Annotated in this window: 15 protein-coding genes (1 of these 15 only partly in view); 6 read left to right on the top strand and 9 right to left on the bottom strand. The window is 61.3% G+C overall.

Annotation, left to right across the window (positions count from 1 at the left end; translation table 11 throughout):
- Positions 1–89: 89 nt before the first annotated feature.
- The 9 genes from ACO08A_RS09860 to ACO08A_RS09820 all read right to left on the bottom strand — a co-directional run bounded on the left by ACO08A_RS09860 (position 90) and on the right by ACO08A_RS09820 (position 13113).
- A complete protein-coding gene (locus ACO08A_RS09860; RefSeq protein WP_422040920.1) occupies positions 90–2510 on the bottom strand; it encodes an aerobic carbon-monoxide dehydrogenase large subunit in 2421 nt (806 codons plus the stop codon).
- A complete protein-coding gene (locus tag ACO08A_RS09855; RefSeq protein WP_422040919.1) occupies positions 2507–3016 on the bottom strand; it encodes a (2Fe-2S)-binding protein in 510 nt (169 codons plus the stop codon). The genes ACO08A_RS09860 and ACO08A_RS09855 overlap by 4 nt, the downstream gene beginning before the upstream one ends.
- Before the next feature lie 22 nt (positions 3017–3038).
- Positions 3039–3905, bottom strand: coding sequence for an FAD binding domain-containing protein (locus ACO08A_RS09850; RefSeq protein ID WP_421980633.1), 867 nt, complete (start codon positions 3903–3905; stop codon positions 3039–3041).
- A gap of 707 nt (positions 3906–4612) precedes the next feature.
- Positions 4613–5863, bottom strand: a complete 1251-nt coding sequence (locus tag ACO08A_RS09845; protein WP_422040918.1) for an MHYT domain-containing protein — start codon at positions 5861–5863, stop codon at positions 4613–4615.
- A gap of 138 nt (positions 5864–6001) precedes the next feature.
- Positions 6002–7408 (bottom strand): glucuronate isomerase, encoded by a 1407-nt coding sequence (gene uxaC, locus ACO08A_RS09840; protein ID WP_422040917.1) that lies wholly within the window; start codon positions 7406–7408, stop codon positions 6002–6004.
- Positions 7409–7424: 16 nt separating this feature from the next.
- Positions 7425–8867 carry a mannitol dehydrogenase family protein gene (locus ACO08A_RS09835; RefSeq protein WP_422040916.1) on the bottom strand — a complete coding sequence of 481 codons (1443 nt, stop codon included), beginning with the start codon at positions 8865–8867 and terminating at the stop codon, positions 7425–7427.
- A 3-nt stretch (positions 8868–8870) separates the two neighbouring features.
- A complete protein-coding gene (locus tag ACO08A_RS09830) occupies positions 8871–11258 on the bottom strand; it encodes a TIM-barrel domain-containing protein (RefSeq protein WP_422040915.1) in 2388 nt (795 codons plus the stop codon).
- Between the two features lie 3 nt (positions 11259–11261).
- Positions 11262–12563: a TRAP transporter large permease gene (locus tag ACO08A_RS09825; RefSeq protein ID WP_422040914.1), complete on the bottom strand. Its 1302-nt coding sequence runs from the start codon at positions 12561–12563 to the stop codon at positions 11262–11264.
- 25 nt (positions 12564–12588) lie between these two features.
- Positions 12589–13113, bottom strand: a complete 525-nt coding sequence (locus tag ACO08A_RS09820) for a TRAP transporter small permease (protein WP_422040913.1) — start codon at positions 13111–13113, stop codon at positions 12589–12591.
- A 234-nt stretch (positions 13114–13347) separates the two neighbouring features.
- Between ACO08A_RS09820 and ACO08A_RS09815 the strand changes: the two genes are divergently transcribed.
- The 6 genes from ACO08A_RS09815 to ACO08A_RS09790 all read left to right on the top strand — a co-directional run.
- A complete protein-coding gene (locus ACO08A_RS09815; RefSeq protein ID WP_422040912.1) occupies positions 13348–14331 on the top strand; it encodes a TRAP transporter substrate-binding protein in 984 nt (327 codons plus the stop codon).
- Between the two features lie 27 nt (positions 14332–14358).
- Positions 14359–16176: a glycoside hydrolase family 2 protein gene (locus tag ACO08A_RS09810; protein ID WP_422040911.1), complete on the top strand. Its 1818-nt coding sequence runs from the start codon at positions 14359–14361 to the stop codon at positions 16174–16176.
- Positions 16173–16913: an FCD domain-containing protein gene (locus ACO08A_RS09805; protein WP_422040910.1), complete on the top strand. Its 741-nt coding sequence runs from the start codon at positions 16173–16175 to the stop codon at positions 16911–16913. The genes ACO08A_RS09810 and ACO08A_RS09805 overlap by 4 nt, the downstream gene beginning before the upstream one ends.
- Before the next feature lie 28 nt (positions 16914–16941).
- Positions 16942–18108, top strand: a complete 1167-nt coding sequence (uxuA, locus tag ACO08A_RS09800; RefSeq protein ID WP_422040909.1) for a mannonate dehydratase — start codon at positions 16942–16944, stop codon at positions 18106–18108.
- Between the two features lie 97 nt (positions 18109–18205).
- A complete protein-coding gene (locus ACO08A_RS09795; protein WP_421980644.1) occupies positions 18206–18607 on the top strand; it encodes a dihydroneopterin aldolase in 402 nt (133 codons plus the stop codon).
- 80 nt (positions 18608–18687) lie between these two features.
- A protein-coding gene (locus tag ACO08A_RS09790) for a dihydropteroate synthase (RefSeq protein WP_422040908.1) crosses the window boundary here: on the top strand, positions 18688–19158 show its 5' portion. Its footprint extends 414 nt past the window's final position; only the first 471 of its 885 coding nucleotides appear in the window; the start codon lies at positions 18688–18690; its stop codon lies beyond the right edge, outside the window.

Raw genomic sequence — 19158 nt, 5'->3', positions numbered from 1 at the left:
ATTCCACGGTTGAACCGTGGAATGACGAAAAAGGGCATCGCGGGTGTCGGCGTGGTGAGGGGGGTGCCGCCCCGCGATGCCCTGTTCACTCAGCCGTGTGCGCCGAGGTCCTTGGCAGCCTGCCAGATCCGCCACGCATCGTGGGGCATCTGGATGTGGGTACTGCCTAGGAACTGGAATGCATCATTGACCGCGTTCGAGAATGCCGGAACACCCCCGACATTCGGGCTTTCACCGACACCCTTCGCACCGATCGGATGATGCGGGCTCGGTGTCACCGTATGGTCGGTCTCCCAGTGCGGGGTCTCGACGGCGGTCGGGATGAAGAAGTCCATGAAGGACGCTCCGAGTACGTTACCCGTCTCGTCGTAGCGGATTTCCTGACCCATCGCGATGGCGAAGGCTTCCGTCAGGCCGCCATGGACCTGGCCCTCGATGATCATCGGATTGATCCGCGTGCCGCAGTCGTCCAGCGCGTAGAAGCGGCGTGTCGTGGCGACGCCGGTATCGACGTCGATATCCATGACGCAGAAATAGGCCCCGAACGGATAGGTCATGTTGGGCGGGTCATAGTAGCTGACGGCTTCCAGACCTGGTTCCATGTTGGGCGGCGGTGCATGATAGGCCGCCCAGGCGATTTCCTTCATCGACTTGCGCGCTTCCGGATTGCCCTTCACCTGGAACCCGTCAATGTCCCACTCAAGGTCATATTCGGACACTTCCAGCATGTGCGCCGCGATCATCTGCGCCTTGTTGCGGATCTTGCGGGCGGCAAGCGCAATGGCGGCACCGGCGACAGGCGTCGACCGGGAGCCGTAGGTGCCAAGACCGTAGGGCGCCGTGTCGGTATTGCCTTCCTCGACCATGATATCCGCAGCCGGGATGCCGATTTCCGTTGCGATGATCTGGGCCCAGGTGGTTTCGTGACCCTGGCCCTGGGACTTCGTGCCCATGCGCGAGATCACCGACCCGGTCGGGTGCACCCGGATTTCCGCACTGTCGAACATGGCGACACCGAGAATGTCGCAGTTCTTGGACGGGCCGGCGCCGACGATCTCGGTGAAGAACGACACGCCGATGCCCATGACCTCGCGCGTTTCGCCCCGCTTGAAGGCTTCCTGCTTGGCCTTCTGTTCGGCGCGCAGTTCGCGATAGCCGATGGTGTCCATCGCCTTCTGCATGGCGGTGTGATAGTCGCCGCTGTCATACTCCCAGCCGAGCGCCGACTGATACGGGAACTGATCCGCCTTGACGAAGTTCTTCATGCGCAGATCGGCCGGATCCATGTCCAGTTTCTGCGCCAGAATGTCCATCGCCCGCTCGATGCAGTAGGCGGCTTCCGTCACCCGGAACGAGCAGCGGTAAGCCACGCCGCCCGGAGCCTTGTTGGTGTAGACCCCGTCCACCGACAGGTGAGCAGCCGGGAAGTCATAGGACCCGGTGACGATGTTGAAGAAGCCTGCCGGCCATTTGGATGGGTCGGCACAGGCATCGAAGCCGCCGTGGTCGGCGAGCACGTGCACTTTCAGACCGGTCACGGTGCCATCGCTCTTTGCGGCGATCTCCGTGGTCATGTGGTAGTCGCGGGCAAAGGACGTCGTGGAGAGGTTCTCCATCCGGTCTTCGACCCATTTCACGGGAACTCCCGTAACGATGGAGGCCACGATCGAGCAGATGTAGCCCGGATAGGCGCCCACCTTGTTGCCGAAGCCGCCGCCGATATCAGGCGCGATCACGTGGATCTTGTGCTCCGGGATCGTCGACAGCAGCGAGGCAACCGTGCGGATGACATGCGGAGCCTGGAACGTGCCCCAGACGGTCAGTTCACCCTTCACCTTGTCCATGGACGCGACGCACTGGCAGGTTTCCAGCGGCGACGGGTGCGTGCGGTGGTAGGAGATCATCTCGTTGATGGTCACGTCCGCTTCGGCAAAGGCCTTTGCGGTTTCGTCCTTGTCGCCGACTTCCCAGTTGAAGATGTGATTGTGGTGCTTGCGCGGACCGTGCGCGCCTTCCGTCTTGCCTTCGAGGTCCGGACGCAGAACCGGGGCATCCGGTTCCATGGACTTGAAGGGATCGACCAGAACCGGCAGTTCTTCGTATTCCACTTCCACCAGCTGAATGGCGTCGTCCGCGATGTAGCGGTCTTCCGCCACGACGAAGGCGACTTCCTGGTTCTGGTAGAGAACCTTGCCGTCGGCCAGGACCATCTGCACGTCGCCGGCCAGTGTCGGCATCCAAGCAAGGTTCACACCCTTGAGATCCTCGGCGGTCAGGACCGCGATCACGCCCGGGATCTTGAGGGCTTCCGTGGCGTCGATCTTGGTGATTTTCGCGTGGGGATAGGGCGAGCGGACAAAATCGCCGAACACCATGCCCGGCAGTTTCAGGTCATCCACATACTGGCCCTTGCCCTGCGTGAAGCGGACATCTTCCACGCGCTTGCGCTTGCAGCCCATGCCTTCGAGGGCGGCTTCGCGCTGTTCCCGTGTCGGGGTCATGTCATTCATTCTGCAGCCTCCTGGGTTTCAGGCTGGTTGAGCTGGTCGGCGGCATACTGGATGGCCTTGACGATGTTCTGGTAGCCGGTGCAGCGGCACAAATTCCCGGCAATCCCCATGCGGATTTCGTCTTCCGTGGGGTTCGGGTTTTCCTTCAGGAGCGTATGCGCGCGCGTGATCATTCCGGGCGTACAATAGCCGCACTGGAGACCGTGCATCTGGCGGAAACCTTCCTGCAGGGCCGACAGCGTGCCATCGGGATTAGCCATTCCTTCGATCGTGGTCAGCTCCGCATTGTTCGCCTGGGCGGCGAAAAGCGTGCAGGATTTCACCGACATGCCGTTCATCTCTACGGTGCAAGCACCGCAATGCGAGGTCTCGCAGCCGATATGCGGGCCGGTCAGGTTCAGTTCCTCGCGCAGGAAGTGGATCAGCAGGGTGCGCGGTTCGACGAAGCGCTGCACCTTCTTGCCATTTACGGTCACCGTGACCGGGATCTGTTCGATATCACTCATTGGGTTTTCCTCGGTCAGGGTCTCAGGCGCCGGCGCGTTCGGCGGCGCGGGCAAGCGCGCGCTGCATCATGATGCCGGCCATCTTGGTGCGGTATTCCGCCGGGCCGCGTCCGTCCGATGCCGGATCGGTGATCGCTTCCGCGGCAGCGACAGCCTTCGCCACGGTGCCCTCGTCCAGTGTCGATCCGGTCAGGATCGCGCTGGCGTCCGCTGCATGAAGCGGCGTGTCCGCCACATTGGTCAGCGCGACCGAGCAACTGGCAACCGTGCCGCCATTCATGGTGAGGACCACGGCGGCCGCGGCCGTGGCGTAATCGCCGACCTTGCGCTTGAGCTTTTCATAGGCATAGCCGTGACCGGCCGGCGGAACCGGGATCTTGACGGCGGTGAGGATTTCTTCCGGTGCCAGCGCCGTGAAATAGGCTGCTTCGTAGAAGTCGCGCGCTGCAACCTCCCTGTCGCCATCCGGCCCGGTCAGGACATAGGTGGCCCCGAGGCATTGCATCAGACCCGGCATGTCGTTGCCCGGGTCACCGTTGGCGACGTTGCCGCCGAGCGTTCCCATGTAGCGGATCTGCGGATCGGCGATCAGCAGGCTCGTTTCCCGGATGATCGGCAGCTTGGCGGACAGAAGGTCGGAGTCGATCAGCTCGTGCTGGGTCGTCATGCAGCCGATGGTGATCGTGCCACCGTCTTCGCTGATGCCCTTCAGATCGGCAATGCCGCCGAGATCGACAAGATGCTCAGGGGCCGCCATGCGCAGTTTCATCATGGGGATCAGGCTGTGGCCGCCGGACAGGGGCCGCGCTTCATCGCCGTGACTTGCCAGGATGGCAACGGCTTCGGCCACCGACGATGGCCTGTGATAGGTGAATTCACCGGGGATCACGTTCTTTCTCCTCCCATTGGCCGTCCCGGATGGCTCCGGAATCGGGCGCCGCTTGCTGTCTGTCGCGTCCAGTGACAGTCAATCGGCAAACACACACCGCCACGCGTGGGCGGGGGAATGTCACATGCTCCAAGGGTGATAAGGGGTGCACTGCACACTCAAGACAGCATTCACGGAACACCGCGTGCAATACATCGACGGCGGCTGTCCCGGACACGAAATGCGTCAGAAAGCCTGACGTATTTCACGAGTTGCAGGTAGCCAGGAACGGAGAAAATCGGCGAAAGTCTCTGAAAGATCAGCGCTTAGTTCGCGCTTTTGCGACGGTGGCCTGTCTGACGCCGAAAGTGACGTATTTCGTGCAATTAGCACGAATGGCGACAAAAAATCGATATTTTTGCACCGCACACACTAGGTGATGGACCCATAAATGAGACTGAAATGGCATGCGAAATGGCGATATCCCGCCAGAAAGGGTGTGCGGAGCGGGCTTCCTGCCCGGTCAAGCACGCTGACGCCACGGGGGGAAGCCATTTCCATGTCCTTCGGATTTGACCGGATTGCGCCTCCCCGGCGTCGCGAAAGGCTTGAAAATGAACCACATTTCCTGCGCTTCCGCGCCTTGAGGAGAAGCAATCCGCCTCAAACCATTTCCGCCTCATTTATGGGTCCATCACCTAAGGCCGGCAGATGCAATCCCGATCGGCTTACTGCGCGGGGGCGGCCTGATCCGGTTGGTCGGTCGTGTCTGAAAGGGCCGTCAGTCTCTCGCGAATGCGGCTCCATCTGGACCGGCTGACGGGAACCGTCTGCGCGTCGCTGCCCTCGAGCACCAGCACGCCGCCATCGCCGGAGCGTTTGAAACTGGTGACCCGGGAAAGGTTCACGATATGACTGCGGTGGACCCGCTTGAACACCTTGGAATCCAGCTGCTGTTCGGCCTCGCTGATCGAAAGCGGACAGAAATGTTCCCGTTCGCCGTCGTAAAGCTTGGTGTAGTGGGCATCCGCGTGAATGGCGGAGATGTCGGCCACGCTGATCTGCGTTTTCTGCCCGTCGCGCTCGATCGGCAATGTCCGCCGGGAAGCGGGCGCCGACACCCGTGGCTTTGACGCAACGGCCTGAAGACCGGCTGCAGGCCGGCGCGAGGGATCTTCCGCCGCTTGCGCGGTGTCCGCCTCCTCGGCCTCGGCAGCCTGTACCGGTTCGGTGGCCGGCGTCTCCTCGACACTGCGGGCCGGTGCCGGCGCTGCCGCCTCGCTTGGAACCAGAGCCAGGAGGAACAGACCGGATACAAGGAATGCGACACAGGATACGAAAATGGCGAGCGTTCCCGGCGCGAGCGAAGGAGCGGACAACTGGTCGGGGCTCTGCGTCAGTTCGTAGGTCAGTCCGGTCATCGCGGTGTAATGCATCGCCGATATGGCAAGCGCCATCACGGCCGCCGAAATCACCAGGGGAGGCCGTTTGCCGAGGCCGAACAGCAGCCAGAGCGCCAGGCCGGCGGCATTGAAGGCGATCAGAAAGCTCGCAAGGACATAGGTCGGGTTGTGGGTCATCTGCAAAGACGTGTGCAGGGAGTACATGCCCAGATAGTGCATCGTGCAAATGCCGGTACCCATGACGAATGCCGCGAGCCCGAGCCTGATGGACGTGAGCCTTCGATTGCTGGCGGTGAAGACGGCAACGCCGACGACAAGCACGCACACGAGGAAAGACAAAAGCGTCGGCAGAACGAGGAAATCGACGCCGAGCGGAAACTTCACGGCGAGCATGCCGACGAAATGCATCGACCAGATCGCGAGAGCAAGTGTCAGCGCGGCTCCGGCAAGGAGCAGCCGCCGTCTCGGTTCAACCGCGTTTCTGACCTGGACAGCCAGACTCAAACCAACAAAGCTTCCCTGAAAGGCCATTACCAGGGAAAGCGCAACGAGCCAGGGCTCGTGCGTCACTGTCATGCCGAGGCTCTCCTCCCTCGTTACCCGGATCCGCCTCCAGACCGGGTCTCCGGACCGCATGATAGGGTAAAGGGAGAATGCCAGCAACGATGACCTTTGACGCAGACAGGCGTGCGCGGTCAGCCTATCGCGCTGCTTTTACTCAACAAACCAGTCGTGGGCATTTTCGTGGCAAATCCTGCGGATGAGACCGTCGGTCAAGTCCCTGTCATCTGGCATGCTTCCGTCTTCAACCCATCGTCCGACCATCCTGCAGACCAGGCGCCGGTAATATTCGTGGCGGGGGAAGGAGAGAAACGAGCGCGAATCGGTAAGCATCCCGATGAACCGTGAAAGCAGTCCCATCTGGGCGACCTGATTGAGATGCCGTTCCATGCCTTCCAGCTGATCGTTGAACCACCACGCCGGCCCGGACTGGATCTTGCCCGGCTCCGAGCCGTCCTGGAAATTGCCCGCCGTTGTCACCATCACTTCGTTCAGCGCCGGATTGAGGCAGTAGAGGATGGTGCGGGGCAGACCCTTGCGCCTGTCGATCCGGTCGAGCAGCTGGTTCAGCGGACCCGCAACCGATTGATCGGACATGGAATCGCCGCCCGTATCGGGGCCGAGACGGCCGAAAAGCCTGCTGTTGTTGTTGCGCTGGGCGCCGATATGGAATTGCATCGCCATATTGCGATCGCGATAGGCCTGCCCGAGTTCCGTCAGGACGGCCGCCTTGAAATCGGCCTCGTCCCGGGGGGAAACCTGCGCGCCGTTGGCACCGAGCGCAAGAATGCCGTCGAGGTCGCTTGCGGAGCGTTTTTCGAAAGCGCGAAGTTCGTTCAGAGCGTGGTCGCTTGCCTTGCAGCCGAAGGCGATGAAATGGTCCAGCCGCTTGAGCAGCGCTTCGATGAGATCGTCGAAGCGCGTGATCGTGACGCCCGACGCCTGTTCGAGCGTGCGGCAATAATCCGCGAACCCGGGTGCTGACGGCGACAGCGCCTTGTCGGGGCGGAAACTCGGCGCGATTTTGAAACCCAGCTCCGGATCGGCTTGGGCCCTCGCATGATGCGCGAGGTCGTCGGCCGGATCGTCCGTGGTGCCGACGTAACTGACATTCATCTGGTGAAGCAGGCCACGCGCGCCGTGGCTCGGCTTTGAAAGTGTTTCGTTTGCAACCTCCCAGACCTCCGCAGCCGTATCCGGACCGAAAACGCCGTCCCAGCCGAAATAGCGGCGCAGCTCCAGGTGCGTCCAATGGTAGAGCGGATTGCCGACACAGTGCGGTATCGTCTCCGCGAACGCGTCGAATTTCTCCCGGAAACCGGTGGCACCGGTCACCAGGTCTTCCGGTACACCGTTCCAGCGCATTGCCCGCCATTTGTAGTGATCGCCTTCCAGCCAGATTTCGCCGATGGAAGACCAGTGCTTGTCGTCGGCAATCGCGGCCGGGTCCAGGTGATTGTGAAAATCAACAAGCGGCAGCGGTGCGGCAACCTCGTGGTAGAGGCGGCGGCTCGTGGCCGTGTCGAGAAAGTAATCCGGCCCGAGAAATGGTGCGGTCATGAAATGCGTCCTGTTGTCAAAGCGATGCGGCGATCGAGTTGATCACGCCTCGGGAGCCGATGTCATCGTAAGCGGACCGGATCTTGTCCGCAAAGTCCTGCGATGCCGGAAGCTCGTCACCGAAAACCGGCGTTAGCGACAGAAGGGTGTCGACGTAGCCGGTGCCATCGGACTGCCCGGCGATCGACCGGATGCGCTCGGCAAGCGGATCGTTGAGCGGAAGGGCCGCGGACGTTTCCGATGCACCGCGGCAATAATGCATCCAGCCGGCAACCGCCAGAGCGGACAAAGGCCAGGGGCGGCCGGTGCCGAGATGGTGCCGGATCGGCGCAAGCAGTCTTTGCGGCAGTTTCTGACTGCCGTCCGACGCGATTTGCGTTGTCTTGTGCTGAAGCGCCGGGTTTGAGAAACGCTCGATGAGATCGGCCGCATAGCCTGGGATGTCGACCCCGCCGGGAACCTCAAGGGTTGGCGCCTGCTCGTCCAGCATGAGCTTTTGCGCGGCCGACTTCAGGACGGGCTCGTTCATGCAGTCCGATATGGTTTCCTTGTCCGCCAGCGCGCCCAGATAGGCAAGAAAGGAGTGCGACCCGTTCAAAAGGCGCAGCTTCATCTCTTCAAAGGGCGCAACATCTGCAACGAATTGCGCTCCGGCAAGGTCCCATTGCGGACGCTCGCCCGCGAAACTGTCTTCAATGACCCACTGGCGAAAGGGTTCGCACAAGATGCCGTTGGGGTCCGGGCGTCCAAGGGCCGCTTCGAGCTTCTGGCGCGATGCCTGCGTCATGGCGGGCGTAATCCGGTCGACCATGGAACACGGGAAGCGGCAGACGGTCTCGATCCATTCCGTCAGCTTCGGATCTAGCTGTCCGGCATAGTCGAGCAGCGCCCGGCGGCAAAGATGCCCGTTGGCCGGAAGATTGTCGCAGGAAAGGATCGTGACACCGGGCGCGCCGGTTGCCATCCGCATCGCAAGCCCTTGTGCAAGGATGCCGATCGCGGTCCGGGGTGCTTCGGGGTTGGCCAGGTCCTCCCGGATGCCGTCATGGGCAAGATCGAGAGCACTGCCCGAAAGACAGTAGCCTTTTTCGGTAATCGTCAGCGTGATCACGCCAAGCCCGGGATCGGCGATCCTGGAAAGCAGCGCCGGCAGCCCGTCCCGTCTGGCATGCAGTGTTCCGGTGACGCAGCCGATTTCCCGCAAGTGCAGCCCGGCACCCGACATCTCGCCGACCGTGAACACACCACCCGCCTCGTCCAGCTGCGTCAGTTCATCCGCACCGGAATGAAGCCGGACGGCGATGACGCCCCAGTCTCCGGACGTCCGCCGCAGCATGTCGTCGTGGAATGCCATGACATGCGCCTTGGCAAATGCGCCGAAGCCCAGATGCAATATCCTGGGCCGCAGGGCGCTGCGGTCATAGGGGCTTTCTTGAATGGCAGAAGTTGGATCGGACATGTTTTACCGGGCCGGATTGAGACTGAGTGTGTCGCCCGCCGAGTGGGCGCGATCATTCACGATAAGACCGGTTTGACCCGCAAGCCAGATCCGGGCGTCGGTATAGGCGGGTTCCCAGGTGCCGGATCTGGACCAGTCAAGCCGCAGTGCGCCCGTCTCATGAGAAAGCTTCAGCGTCGTGAGACAATGGCCGTCTGTCAGCGCATCGCGTGAAACACCGTCGTCGTCATAGGTGTGGGATGTGCGCGGCGGACGGGTCGCAGGTTGCGGGTAGATACACCAGGTCCGCTCCATGTCGAAGGCCGCATCGGAGCGCAGATTGGGCGCAGCCATAGGCAGCACGGTGCCGCCGCGAACAAACAGCGGAATTGTCGCGTCGGTCACGGGAACCTCCAGCACATCGCCGCCCGGATGCCACGTGCTGCCGTCAAAAGTCCACCAGCCATCCGCGTTTTGAGGCAGTGTCACACGCCGCGTTCGGGCACCCGGTTCGACAATCGTTGCCACCAGCAAGTCCTTTCCGAGAAGGAAATCGAACTCCGCTGTTCTGCAGTTCGGGTCATCGGGATGATCCAGGAACAGCGGCCGCAGCATGGGTTCACCATCGGTAACCGCCTGGTAGAGCAGGGTATAGAGATACGGGAGGAGCCTCGCCCGGAGTTTCAGCGCGTCGCGGACAAGCGGGGTGATCTCGGGATACATCCAGGCTTCGTTGGCCGTTCCGTCATCGTTCCAGGAATGGATGGTGAAACGGGGATGAAAGATGCCGTTCTGCACCCAGCGCAGAAACAGCTCGGGGTCCGGTCTCGGTCCGGCAAAGCCGCCGACATCGTGGCCGATATTGTAAAAGCCGGAGAGGCTCAGTCCCAGCCCCATGGGGATATTCCACCGCAGGGTATCCCAACTCGTATGATTGTCGCCGGTCCAGGTCTGGGCGTAGCGCTGCGTTCCGGGTGAAGCGCAGCGGGAGATCAGGTAGGGCCGTCTGTCCGGCTGGTCCTGTTGCTGGGCTTCAAAGGAAGCGCGTGTCATCAGCTGGCTGTGGAGCGGCCGGATCAGGCTGATCGGGATCGGCTCGCCGAAACCTGCGCAGCGCGCATCATCGTCCCAGACCTCATATTCGTTGTTGTCGTTCCATGTGCTCTTGATGCCCCGGTCGAGGAGTTTGGCGGTCACATTGTCCTGCCACCAGCGGATGGTTGCCGGATTGGTGAAATCGAGGTGGGATCCGGTACCGTCCCAGAAGGGCGACTGCTCCGGTTCGCCGCTTTCGCTGTCGCGGATGAAGAGACCTGCATCGACAGCCTGTTCATAGAGCGGGTGATCATCGAGCAGGACGGGCTTGATGTTGGCGATCAGGTTTATGCCGGCCGCTGCATAGGAGGACGTCAGCGCTTCCACGTCCGGAAAGCGGTCGGTGTTCCAGTTGAAAACGTAGCGCCTGCCTTCGATCGCGGTATAGCCGGACGAGAGCTGGAAACTGTCGCACGGCATGTCTTCCGCTTCGAGCTTTGCAAGAAACTCTTGCAGGCGCTCCTGTGCATTTTCCGAATCCGTGTAGGACATCGTGGAACCGGAATAGCCCAGCCCCCATCGCGGCATGAAGGCCGTGCCGCCGGTCAGCCAGTGGTGGCGCTTGACGATCTCCAGCACCGAGGGCGCCCAGCTGAAATAGTAGTCCAGGTCGCCGTCTTCGGCCCGGAAGGCGCGGAAGGGCGGATGGTAATTGTCCTTCTCGTTGCCGAGGTCGAACCAGCAGGAAGACAGCGTGTCGTAAAAGAGACCGCAGGCGCCGAGATCGCCCTTGTCCGTGATCGTGAACGGGATGTGCTTGTAGAGCGGGTCCGTGGTTCTGGCGTCATAACCGAGCGCATCGAGATTGCGCATTTCAAACCGCCGGCCGGACCGGTCCAGCGCTCCGGACTTCTCGCCGAGACCGTAAAATGTCTCGTCCGGGTGCCTGAGAAGATGGTGCTGGTTCCGGTGATCCTTGCGCCCGAGCATATAGGCGTTCAGGGGCCTGTCCCGGGCTACCTCCTGCCAGGAACCGGCCGGTTTCGTGCGCGCTTCCCAGGTCAACGCAAGTGGTTGACCAATTTTGAGACGAAGCGTCCCGGTTTCGAGTGTCAGGCCCTCGTCGTTCTCGTCTAGGTGGAAATCGGGGCAGGAAAATCCGGTCGTATCCTCCCGTTTCCTGCCTTCAAACGGAACATCTCCTGCCGGAGCGATCGCCCATGTCCTGTTGAGACGGTGGTTGCCGTCCTTCAGAAGTGAAATCCGGACAAGGTCATCCTCCAGGATCGAAATGTTGAAGTGGTGCCGGCCTTCGACGATCAGACGTACGCCGTTTTCGGTGCGCGCCAGGAATTGCCAGGCATTGAGTGCTTTCATGGTCTAGTACCCAAGAAGGAGGCGCGGCAGGAACAGGCTGAGCGCGGGGAAATAGGTTATCACCAATAGCAGTGATACCAGGACCGCGTAAAATCCGAGCATCGGCTTGATGACCTGGCCGATCTTGACCCCGCCCACCGAGCAGCCGACGAATAGCGCCGACCCGACCGGTGGTGTGCAGATGCCGATACACAGGTTGAACGTCATGACGACACCGAAATGCACCGGGTCCATGCCCAGGTCTTCAACCACGGGCAGGAAGATCGGCGTGAAGATCAGCAGCGCCGGCGTCATGTCCATGAACGTGCCGACGACGAGAAGCGCGATGTTGATGATGAGCAGAAGCACGATCGGGTTTTCGGACAGGGCCAGCAGCGCGTCCGAGATCGAATAGGGAATGTCTGCAAATGCCATCGCCTTGGACATGGCGATGGAGCAGCCGATCATCAGGAGCACGATGGAAGTGGTCACCGCACTTTCCAGAATGATCCCCGGCAGTTCCTTCAGGGTGATTTCGCGGTACCAGATCACGGCAAGGAAAAGCGTGTAGACGACCGCGACGGCGGAGGCTTCCGTGGCGGTGAAGATGCCGCCGATGATGCCGCCCATGACAATGACGATCAGGCCGAGCGGCAGCATGGCGTCGGCCGCCTTCCTCACGACCTCCGACCCGCTCGGACGGTCTGCGACGGGGTAGCCGCGCCGTTTCGCGATGATCCCTGCGACAACCATGAGGCTGAGACCCATGAGAATCCCCGGAATGTACCCGGCAACGAAAAGGGCTGCGACCGAGGTGCCGTTCGTGATCAGCGAATAGACGATGAAGGTTGAACTCGGCGGAATCAGCAGGCCTGTCGGGCAGGATGCGATGTTGACCGCGGCGCTATAGGCCGGGTCGTAGCCTTCCTTCTTCTGCAAGGGCGCCATGACGCCGCCGACAGCGGCGGCCGATGCGACCGCGGAGCCGGAAATAGAGCCGAACATCATGTTTGCAATCACATTGCAATGGGCAAGGGCCCCGGGCAGACGGCCGCCCAGCACTTTTGCGAACTCGATCAGGCGCATCGCGATGCCGCCGCGGTTCATGATGTTTCCGGCCAGGATGAAGAACGGAATGGCCAGCAGCGTGAAGCTGTCGAGTCCCGACGCCACTTGCTGCGCGACGATATAGACCGACTGGTCGAACGACATGAACAGCAGGAAGGTGGCAAAGGCCGCAAGACCGATCGAGAAGGCGATCGGCACACCGAGTATCATGAGCAGTGCAAACGTCCCGAACAGGACGAGGACAGACTGAATATCCATTTAATTCCTCAATATCCTGCGTCGGTCAGTCGAGCGGACCGCCCGCCCTGGGCGCGCCGTCCTGATCGTTCGGTCCCCTGCCCGTCTGGAAAAGATCGGCCAGGAAGGTCAGGCAGTAGTAGAAGATGCAGATCCCGGAAAAGGGGATCGCGACATAGACAAGGCCCATGGGCAGTCTGAGTGCCGGCGAGACCTGTCCGGTTGCCAGCGTCCGGTTCACCAGGTCCAGGCCGCCATAAATCATGACCAGCGCCGCGAAGGTCGCGATGGCGATGATGATACCCGCATTGACCATGAGCCTGAGGTTGCCATGCGTGATCTGCGGCAGCAGGTCGATGGCCAGGTGCCGGCGCTGCCCGAGCGTATAGGCGCCACCCAGAAGCGCGACCCAGATGAACAGGAACCGCGCCATCTCGTCGGTGACCGTACTTGGGCTTTCCAGCACGTAGCGCGAGAACACCTGCCAGATGACGCAGGCAACAAGAACGGCGAATGCCAGGATGATGACGAGGCGCAGGACAAGGTCCACACCTCTTGTAATGCGTGTCACGATTGTCCTCCCAGACCGGTCCGTGCTGCGTTTTCACGCAACATCAGCGGCGCGTGCCCATGTAAGACATGCGTCAAGAATCTAAATTGGTCAACCAATTTTGCAAAAAAGGTTGACTGATTTTGAAAATTGGACGAACAATTCGCCATCCGCAGCGATCCGTGCTGCGAAACCGCGGCCGGCGCGGCCCTCGTTGAGGGATTTTTTCGCACGGCCTGCATTTGGGAGGAAATCATGAAGAAGTTCGCGAAGCTCGCGGCCGTGCTGGCCGCAGGCGTTGTTGCAATTGGAACCGCCGCCAATGCAAAGACCCTTCGTCTCAATCACAACAACCCGGAAGACCACCCGCTGCACAAGTCCATGGAGTTCATGGCCGAGCGTCTTGAAGAGGCGACGGGCGGCGATCTGAAGATCCGCATCTATGCCAATGCGCAGCTGGGCACACAGCGCGAATCCATGGAGCTGATGCAGAACGGCTCCCTGGACATGGCCCGCTCGAACGCGTCCGAACTCGAAGCCTTCGAGGAATCCTACGGTGCGCTCAACCTGCCTTACATCTTTGTCGATGCCGACCATTATTATGACGTTCTGAGCGGCGACATCGGCTCGGACATTCTCGCCGCGTCCGAAGACAAGGGCTTCATCGGGCTTGCATTCTATATCGAAGGCGCGCGTTCGTTCTATGCCAACAAGGAAATCCGCTCTCCCGCCGACCTGGAAGGCATGAAAATCCGCGTGCAGCCGAGCCCGTCCGCGATCCGCATGGTGGAACTGCTCGGCGGCAACCCCACTCCGATCGCCTGGGGTGAACTCTACAGCGCCCTGCAGCAGGGCGTCGTCGATGGCGCGGAGAACAATCCGATGGCCCTGACATCCGCGCGCCACGGCGAGGTTTCCAAGGTCTATTCCGATGACGGTCACACCATGATCCCGTCCGTGGTCATGATCTCCTCCAAGAGCTGGAACGAACTTTCGGACGACCACAAGGCCGCCCTGACCAGGGCGGCGCGCGAATCGATGGACTTCCATCGCGAGCAGTGGGATGCCATGAGCGCGGCAGCCGTCGAAACGGCCAAGAGCGAACTCGGTGTCAAGTTCATCGAGGTCGAGAAGGGCCCGTTCATCGAGGCGGTCCTGCCGATGCACGAGGAAGCGGCTGAAAAATCGCCGGTCGTCGCCGACCTGATCGGCCGCATCAAGGCGATCGCTCCGCAGTAAGCCAAGGCCCGACCGGAGACCGTAAAGATGCTCGAACGCTCGAAACTCGCCGAAAATGCGCTTCAGGCGCTGCATGACGAAGACTATGATCGTCCGTTCAACACGCAGTCCCTGAACCACAATGGCCTGATTTTCATGGGCGGGCGGGCATCTGAAAGTCTCAACGGCGACTGGAACTTCTGTGTCGATCTCCTGGACACCGGTCTCCGGCAGAAATGGTTCGCCCTGCTGCCGGAGGCACCGGAGGACCGCAAGGAGCCCTGGGACTACGATCCCTACATGGGCGAGACGGTTCCGGTCCCGTCGAACTGGGCGATGCTGAAGGAAAAGTGGTATTTTTTTGAAGGCAGTGCCTGGTACACGCGGCCGCTCGATGTCGGCAACGTTGATGACGAAAAGCGCCGGTTCTTGCATTTCGGCGCCGCCGGCTATGACTGCAAGATTTTTCTGAATGGGCAGTTTCTCGGCAACCACTATGGCGCATCGACGCCGTTTTGCGTGGAACTGACCGGTCTTTTGCAACCGGGCCGGAACTGGCTCATGGCCTGTGTCAACAACACCCGCACCCGCGATCGGGTCCCGATGCGTAACACCGACTGGTTCAACTATGGCGGCCTCTACCGCGATGTAAGCCTCTTCGAGACCCCGCGCGCCCTGATCAAGGATGTCTTTCTTTATCTTCTTCCCGACGGCACCTTCTCTCAAATCTGCGCGGAGATCGAAATCTGCGGAGCCTCGTCGGGTGAGGCAACGTTGTCCATTCCGGGCCTCTCGGTCGAAGTGAGCATACCCGTCAGCAACGGCAAGGGCCGGGTGACGCTATCGGTGCAGCCGGAGCTTTGGAGCCCGGACAACCCCGTCCTTTACGATGTGGAGCTTGCCTTCGGCGCGGACCGTGTCTCGGACCGGGTCGGCTTCCGCCAGATCGAGCGCGCCGGCACGGATATCGTGCTCAACGGCGAACCTTTGTTCCTGCGCGGGATTTCGGTTCACGAGGATGATGCCGAACTGGGCAAGGTAACGAACGAAGCCGACCTGCGGCGCCGGTTTGAACATGCGCGCGACCTCGGCTGCAATTATCTGCGCTTGGCGCACTACCCCCATGATGATCTGGCGGCGCGCCTGGCCGATGAGCTGGGTTTTCTCCTTTGGGAGGAAATTCCGGTCTACTGGGCGATCGACTTTGCCAATCCGGCCACTTACCTCGACGCGGAGAACCAGCTTGCCGAGCTGATCAAGCGCGACCGGAACCGGGCTAGTGTGATCATCTGGTCCGTCGGCAACGAAAATCCGGACACGGACGCAAGGCTCGAATTCATGCGCGGACTTGCCGAGACCGCCAGGAAACTCGATCCGACCCGGCTGACCTCCGCCGCCTGTCTCGTCAACCATGCCGCCAACCGGATCGAGGACAGGCTCGCGGACCACATCGATATCATCGGTCTGAACGAGTATTACGGCTGGTACGAGGAGAATTTCGACGATCTGGCCGCAATCGGCCGGAACTCCGACCCGGGCAAGCCGGTTGTCATCTCGGAGACCGGCGCCGATGGCGTCATCGGCGAAAACGGGCCGCCGCATGGGCTCTTCAGCGAAGACTACATGGCCGAGGTCTATCGCCGTCAGATCGCGGTTTTGCGGGAACTGGACTACGTGAAGGGCATGTCCCCGTGGATCCTTTATGATTTTCGCGTTGAACGCCGGCAAAACATCTTCCAGAATGGCTATAACCATAAGGGGCTGATTGCCGCAGACAAGAAAACCAAGAAAAAAGCGTTCCATATTCTGGCGGACTACTATCGGGAGATCGCCGCCGCAGAGAAGAACGCAGGGATGGCTTCATGACCGGCGAGGGTGGAAAACGTCGCTACCAGGAAATAGCCGAGCTGCTCGCACGAAGGATCACCGATGAGGGCTATCGGCCGGGAGACAAGTTTCCGACCGAGCGCCAGATTTCACTCGAGTTGGGGATCAGCAGGTCGCTCGTGCGCGAGGCCTTCATCGTGCTGGAAATCGAGGGCTACCTGGATGTCCGCAAGGGATCCGGCAGCTACGTGGCGTCCGGCGAGAAGATTTCCCTCAACGTGCACAAGCCGGATTTCGGTCCGTTTGAACTGCTGCAGGCCCGCCAGCTCCTGGAAAGCAGCATCGCGGGTTTTGCGGCATCGACGATTACCAAGCACGACATCATAAAGCTGCGCGAAACCCTCGAACTTGAGCGCAAGGCCATCGAGAACGGCGTCGAGGATTACTTCGCCGACAAGCAGTTTCACCTGCTCATTGCCGAAGCCACCCAGAACAGTGTTCTTGTCGACCAGGTCGCCGACTTGTGGACCAAGCGGGAAAACAGTTCCATGTGGGCGCGGCTGCACGACCGGATTTTCGACATCAGCTACCGGACCAGGTGGCTTGACGATCATGCCGTGATCCTGGAGGCGCTGCGGCACCGCAACGCCGAGCAGGCCAGAAGCGCCATGTGGCAGCATCTCGAAAATGTGCGCCTGACGCTGCTCGAACTCTCCGATGTCGGAGACCCGGAATTCGACGGTTACCTCTATACGCCCGCGGTGGCGTCTCCTTGAGAACGATAACAAAAGAAAAGGCAGGGCGATGATCGAAAGCTGGCGTTGGTTCGGGCCGCAGGATCCGGTATCGCTGAACGATGTCCGCCAGACAGGCGCCAGCGGGATAGTGACCGCGCTCCATGAGATTCCGAACGGGACATTCTGGCCGGAAGAGGAGATTGCCGCGCGGCGGCAGTTGATCGAGGCGGCCGGCCTGAGCTGGGTCGTCGCGGAAAGCATTCCCGTTCACGAGGACATCAAGACCGGAGCCGCCGGCTGGGAAAAGTGGGCCCGGAACTGGGCGGAGACGGCCCGTGCGCTCGCGCATCAGGGCGTGACGACCATCTGCTACAATTTCATGCCGGTTCTGGACTGGACGCGGACCGATCTGGACTTTGAACTTCCGGACGGCGCGACTGCGCTCCGGTTTGAATTCGCCGCCTACGCAGCCTTCGACCTCTTCATTCTTGAAAGGGAGGGCGCGGAGGCCGACTACAGCGCGGGTGATATCGCGGCAGCGGAGGCGTTTCTCGCCGCCGCGTCGAAACAGGATCGCGACCGGCTGACGGCCAACATCATCGCGGGCTTGCCGGGCTCGGAGGAAAGCTACACGCTCGAGACGTTTCGGGAGCGGCTTGCGGCCTATCGTGATGTCGGCCGCCAGGAACTGTTTCAGAACCTCCGCAATTTCCTTGATATCGTTCTCCCGGTGGTCGAGGAAGCAGGCGCGGTCCTGGCGATCCATCCGGACGATCCGCCCCGGTCCCTGTTCGGGTTGCCGCGGATCGCGAGCACGCTGGCGGATCTGGAGCAGATCGCTGCCATGAACGCCTCCCGTGCGAATGGTTTCACGCTTTGCACAGGATCGCTCGGCGTGCATCCGGACAATGATCTGCCTGCCATCGCGCGCGCGCTTGGCGACCGTATCCATTTTGCCCATCTGCGGGCCACTCGGCGCGAGGATGACCCGCGAAGCTTTTTTGAAGACGCCCACCTGGCCGGCGACATCGACATCGTGTCGATTGTCCGGGAATTGCACCGCATGGAAACCGGCTCGGGAAAACAGATCCCGATGCGCCCCGATCACGGGCACCGCATCCTCAACGATCTGACCGGTACGTCCACGCCCGGATATCCGGCCATCGGACGCCTGAGGGGTCTTTCGGAACTGCGCGGCGTGCTCAAGGCCGTCGACTATTTCGAAGGCGCCTGAGTGCCCCCGCTGCTTCAGAGCCGTCTCCTCTCTTGACCTCTTGCGGCTTCCGGCTACATCCATGTCCTGAAACAGAATCTGAAGAGCGAAATGTTTGATGAGCGAAACGACGGACGCTGCGCGCACTCTGGTAGAAGACGGCCCTGACACGATCCTGATCGAAAATCTGCTGCTGCCGGCCGAAATCGGCATCCTCGACAGCGAGAAGGGACGGCGCCAGTCCGTCTGTTTCAGCGTCGAGATCGAAACGGTGCCCGGATATCGCGAAACGGTCCGAAAAACCGGCACCTTCGTGTCCTATGCGGACACCGTCTTCTTCATTCAGGAAAAGGCGAGCGCCGGCGGTCACGTCGATCTCGTCGAAGACTGGGCGGAGGCGATCGCTGAGTTCGTCCTGACCAATCCGCTCGCGTCCCGGGTTACGGTGAAGGTGACGAAACCCGACATCTTTGACGAGGCCGGCGCCGTCGGCATCCGCATCACGCGCAAGCGTGCCTGAACCCCCACATTCTCCGGCCGCCCGCATGCGGCCGCGCACAGTCTTTATTCTCAATTCCCCGAAGACCCGGAGCCCGTCCAATGATTTCCGCTGATCGCATCCTGCCGCTGTGGCTGAAATACAGGGAGGCCCTTGAGACCCCGGTCAGGACATTCGCATTTCCGAAGTTCGGCCGCAGCTTCGAGGACAGGACCTACCAGATGGGCGTCCTCAACCTGTCACCGGACAGCACCTACAGGGAAACCGTCTGCCACACGTTCGAGGCCGCGCTTTACCGCGGCAGGCGGATGACGCTCGAAGGGGCGGCCATGGTCGATATCGGCGCGGAATCGACCGGAGACACGGCGGACATCGTCTCCATCGAGCGCCAGATCGACCGCATGCGGCCGGTTGTCAAAGCGCTCGCGGAGGAAAACATCCTGGTCTCGGTCGAGACCTATCACCCGGAAGTCGGCGTCGCGCTGCTGGAAGCCGGTGCCGGCGTGATCAACCTGACCGGGCGTGTCGATGACAGCGCCTTTTACGAGGCCATCGCATCGCATCAGGCCGGC

This window comes from Roseibium sp., from assembly GCF_965232425.1.
In the GTDB taxonomy this organism is placed as follows: domain Bacteria; phylum Pseudomonadota; class Alphaproteobacteria; order Rhizobiales; family Stappiaceae; genus Roseibium.
This window is presented reverse-complemented; position numbering and strand designations above follow the sequence as displayed.

Coding starts and splice junctions, on each gene's coding strand:
- ACO08A_RS09860 (WP_422040920.1), bottom strand. CDS start 2,510: ATGAATGACATGACCCCGACACGGGAACAGCGCGAAGCCGCCCTCGAA.
- ACO08A_RS09855 (WP_422040919.1), bottom strand. CDS start 3,016: ATGAGTGATATCGAACAGATCCCGGTCACGGTGACCGTAAATGGCAAG.
- ACO08A_RS09845 (WP_422040918.1), bottom strand. CDS start 5,863: ATGACAGTGACGCACGAGCCCTGGCTCGTTGCGCTTTCCCTGGTAATG.
- uxaC (WP_422040917.1), bottom strand. CDS start 7,408: ATGACCGCACCATTTCTCGGGCCGGATTACTTTCTCGACACGGCCACG.
- ACO08A_RS09835 (WP_422040916.1), bottom strand. CDS start 8,867: ATGTCCGATCCAACTTCTGCCATTCAAGAAAGCCCCTATGACCGCAGC.
- ACO08A_RS09830 (WP_422040915.1), bottom strand. CDS start 11,258: ATGAAAGCACTCAATGCCTGGCAATTCCTGGCGCGCACCGAAAACGGC.
- ACO08A_RS09825 (WP_422040914.1), bottom strand. CDS start 12,563: ATGGATATTCAGTCTGTCCTCGTCCTGTTCGGGACGTTTGCACTGCTC.
- ACO08A_RS09815 (WP_422040912.1), top strand. CDS start 13,348: ATGAAGAAGTTCGCGAAGCTCGCGGCCGTGCTGGCCGCAGGCGTTGTT.
- ACO08A_RS09810 (WP_422040911.1), top strand. CDS start 14,359: ATGCTCGAACGCTCGAAACTCGCCGAAAATGCGCTTCAGGCGCTGCAT.
- ACO08A_RS09805 (WP_422040910.1), top strand. CDS start 16,173: ATGACCGGCGAGGGTGGAAAACGTCGCTACCAGGAAATAGCCGAGCTG.
- uxuA (WP_422040909.1), top strand. CDS start 16,942: ATGATCGAAAGCTGGCGTTGGTTCGGGCCGCAGGATCCGGTATCGCTG.
- ACO08A_RS09795 (WP_421980644.1), top strand. CDS start 18,206: ATGAGCGAAACGACGGACGCTGCGCGCACTCTGGTAGAAGACGGCCCT.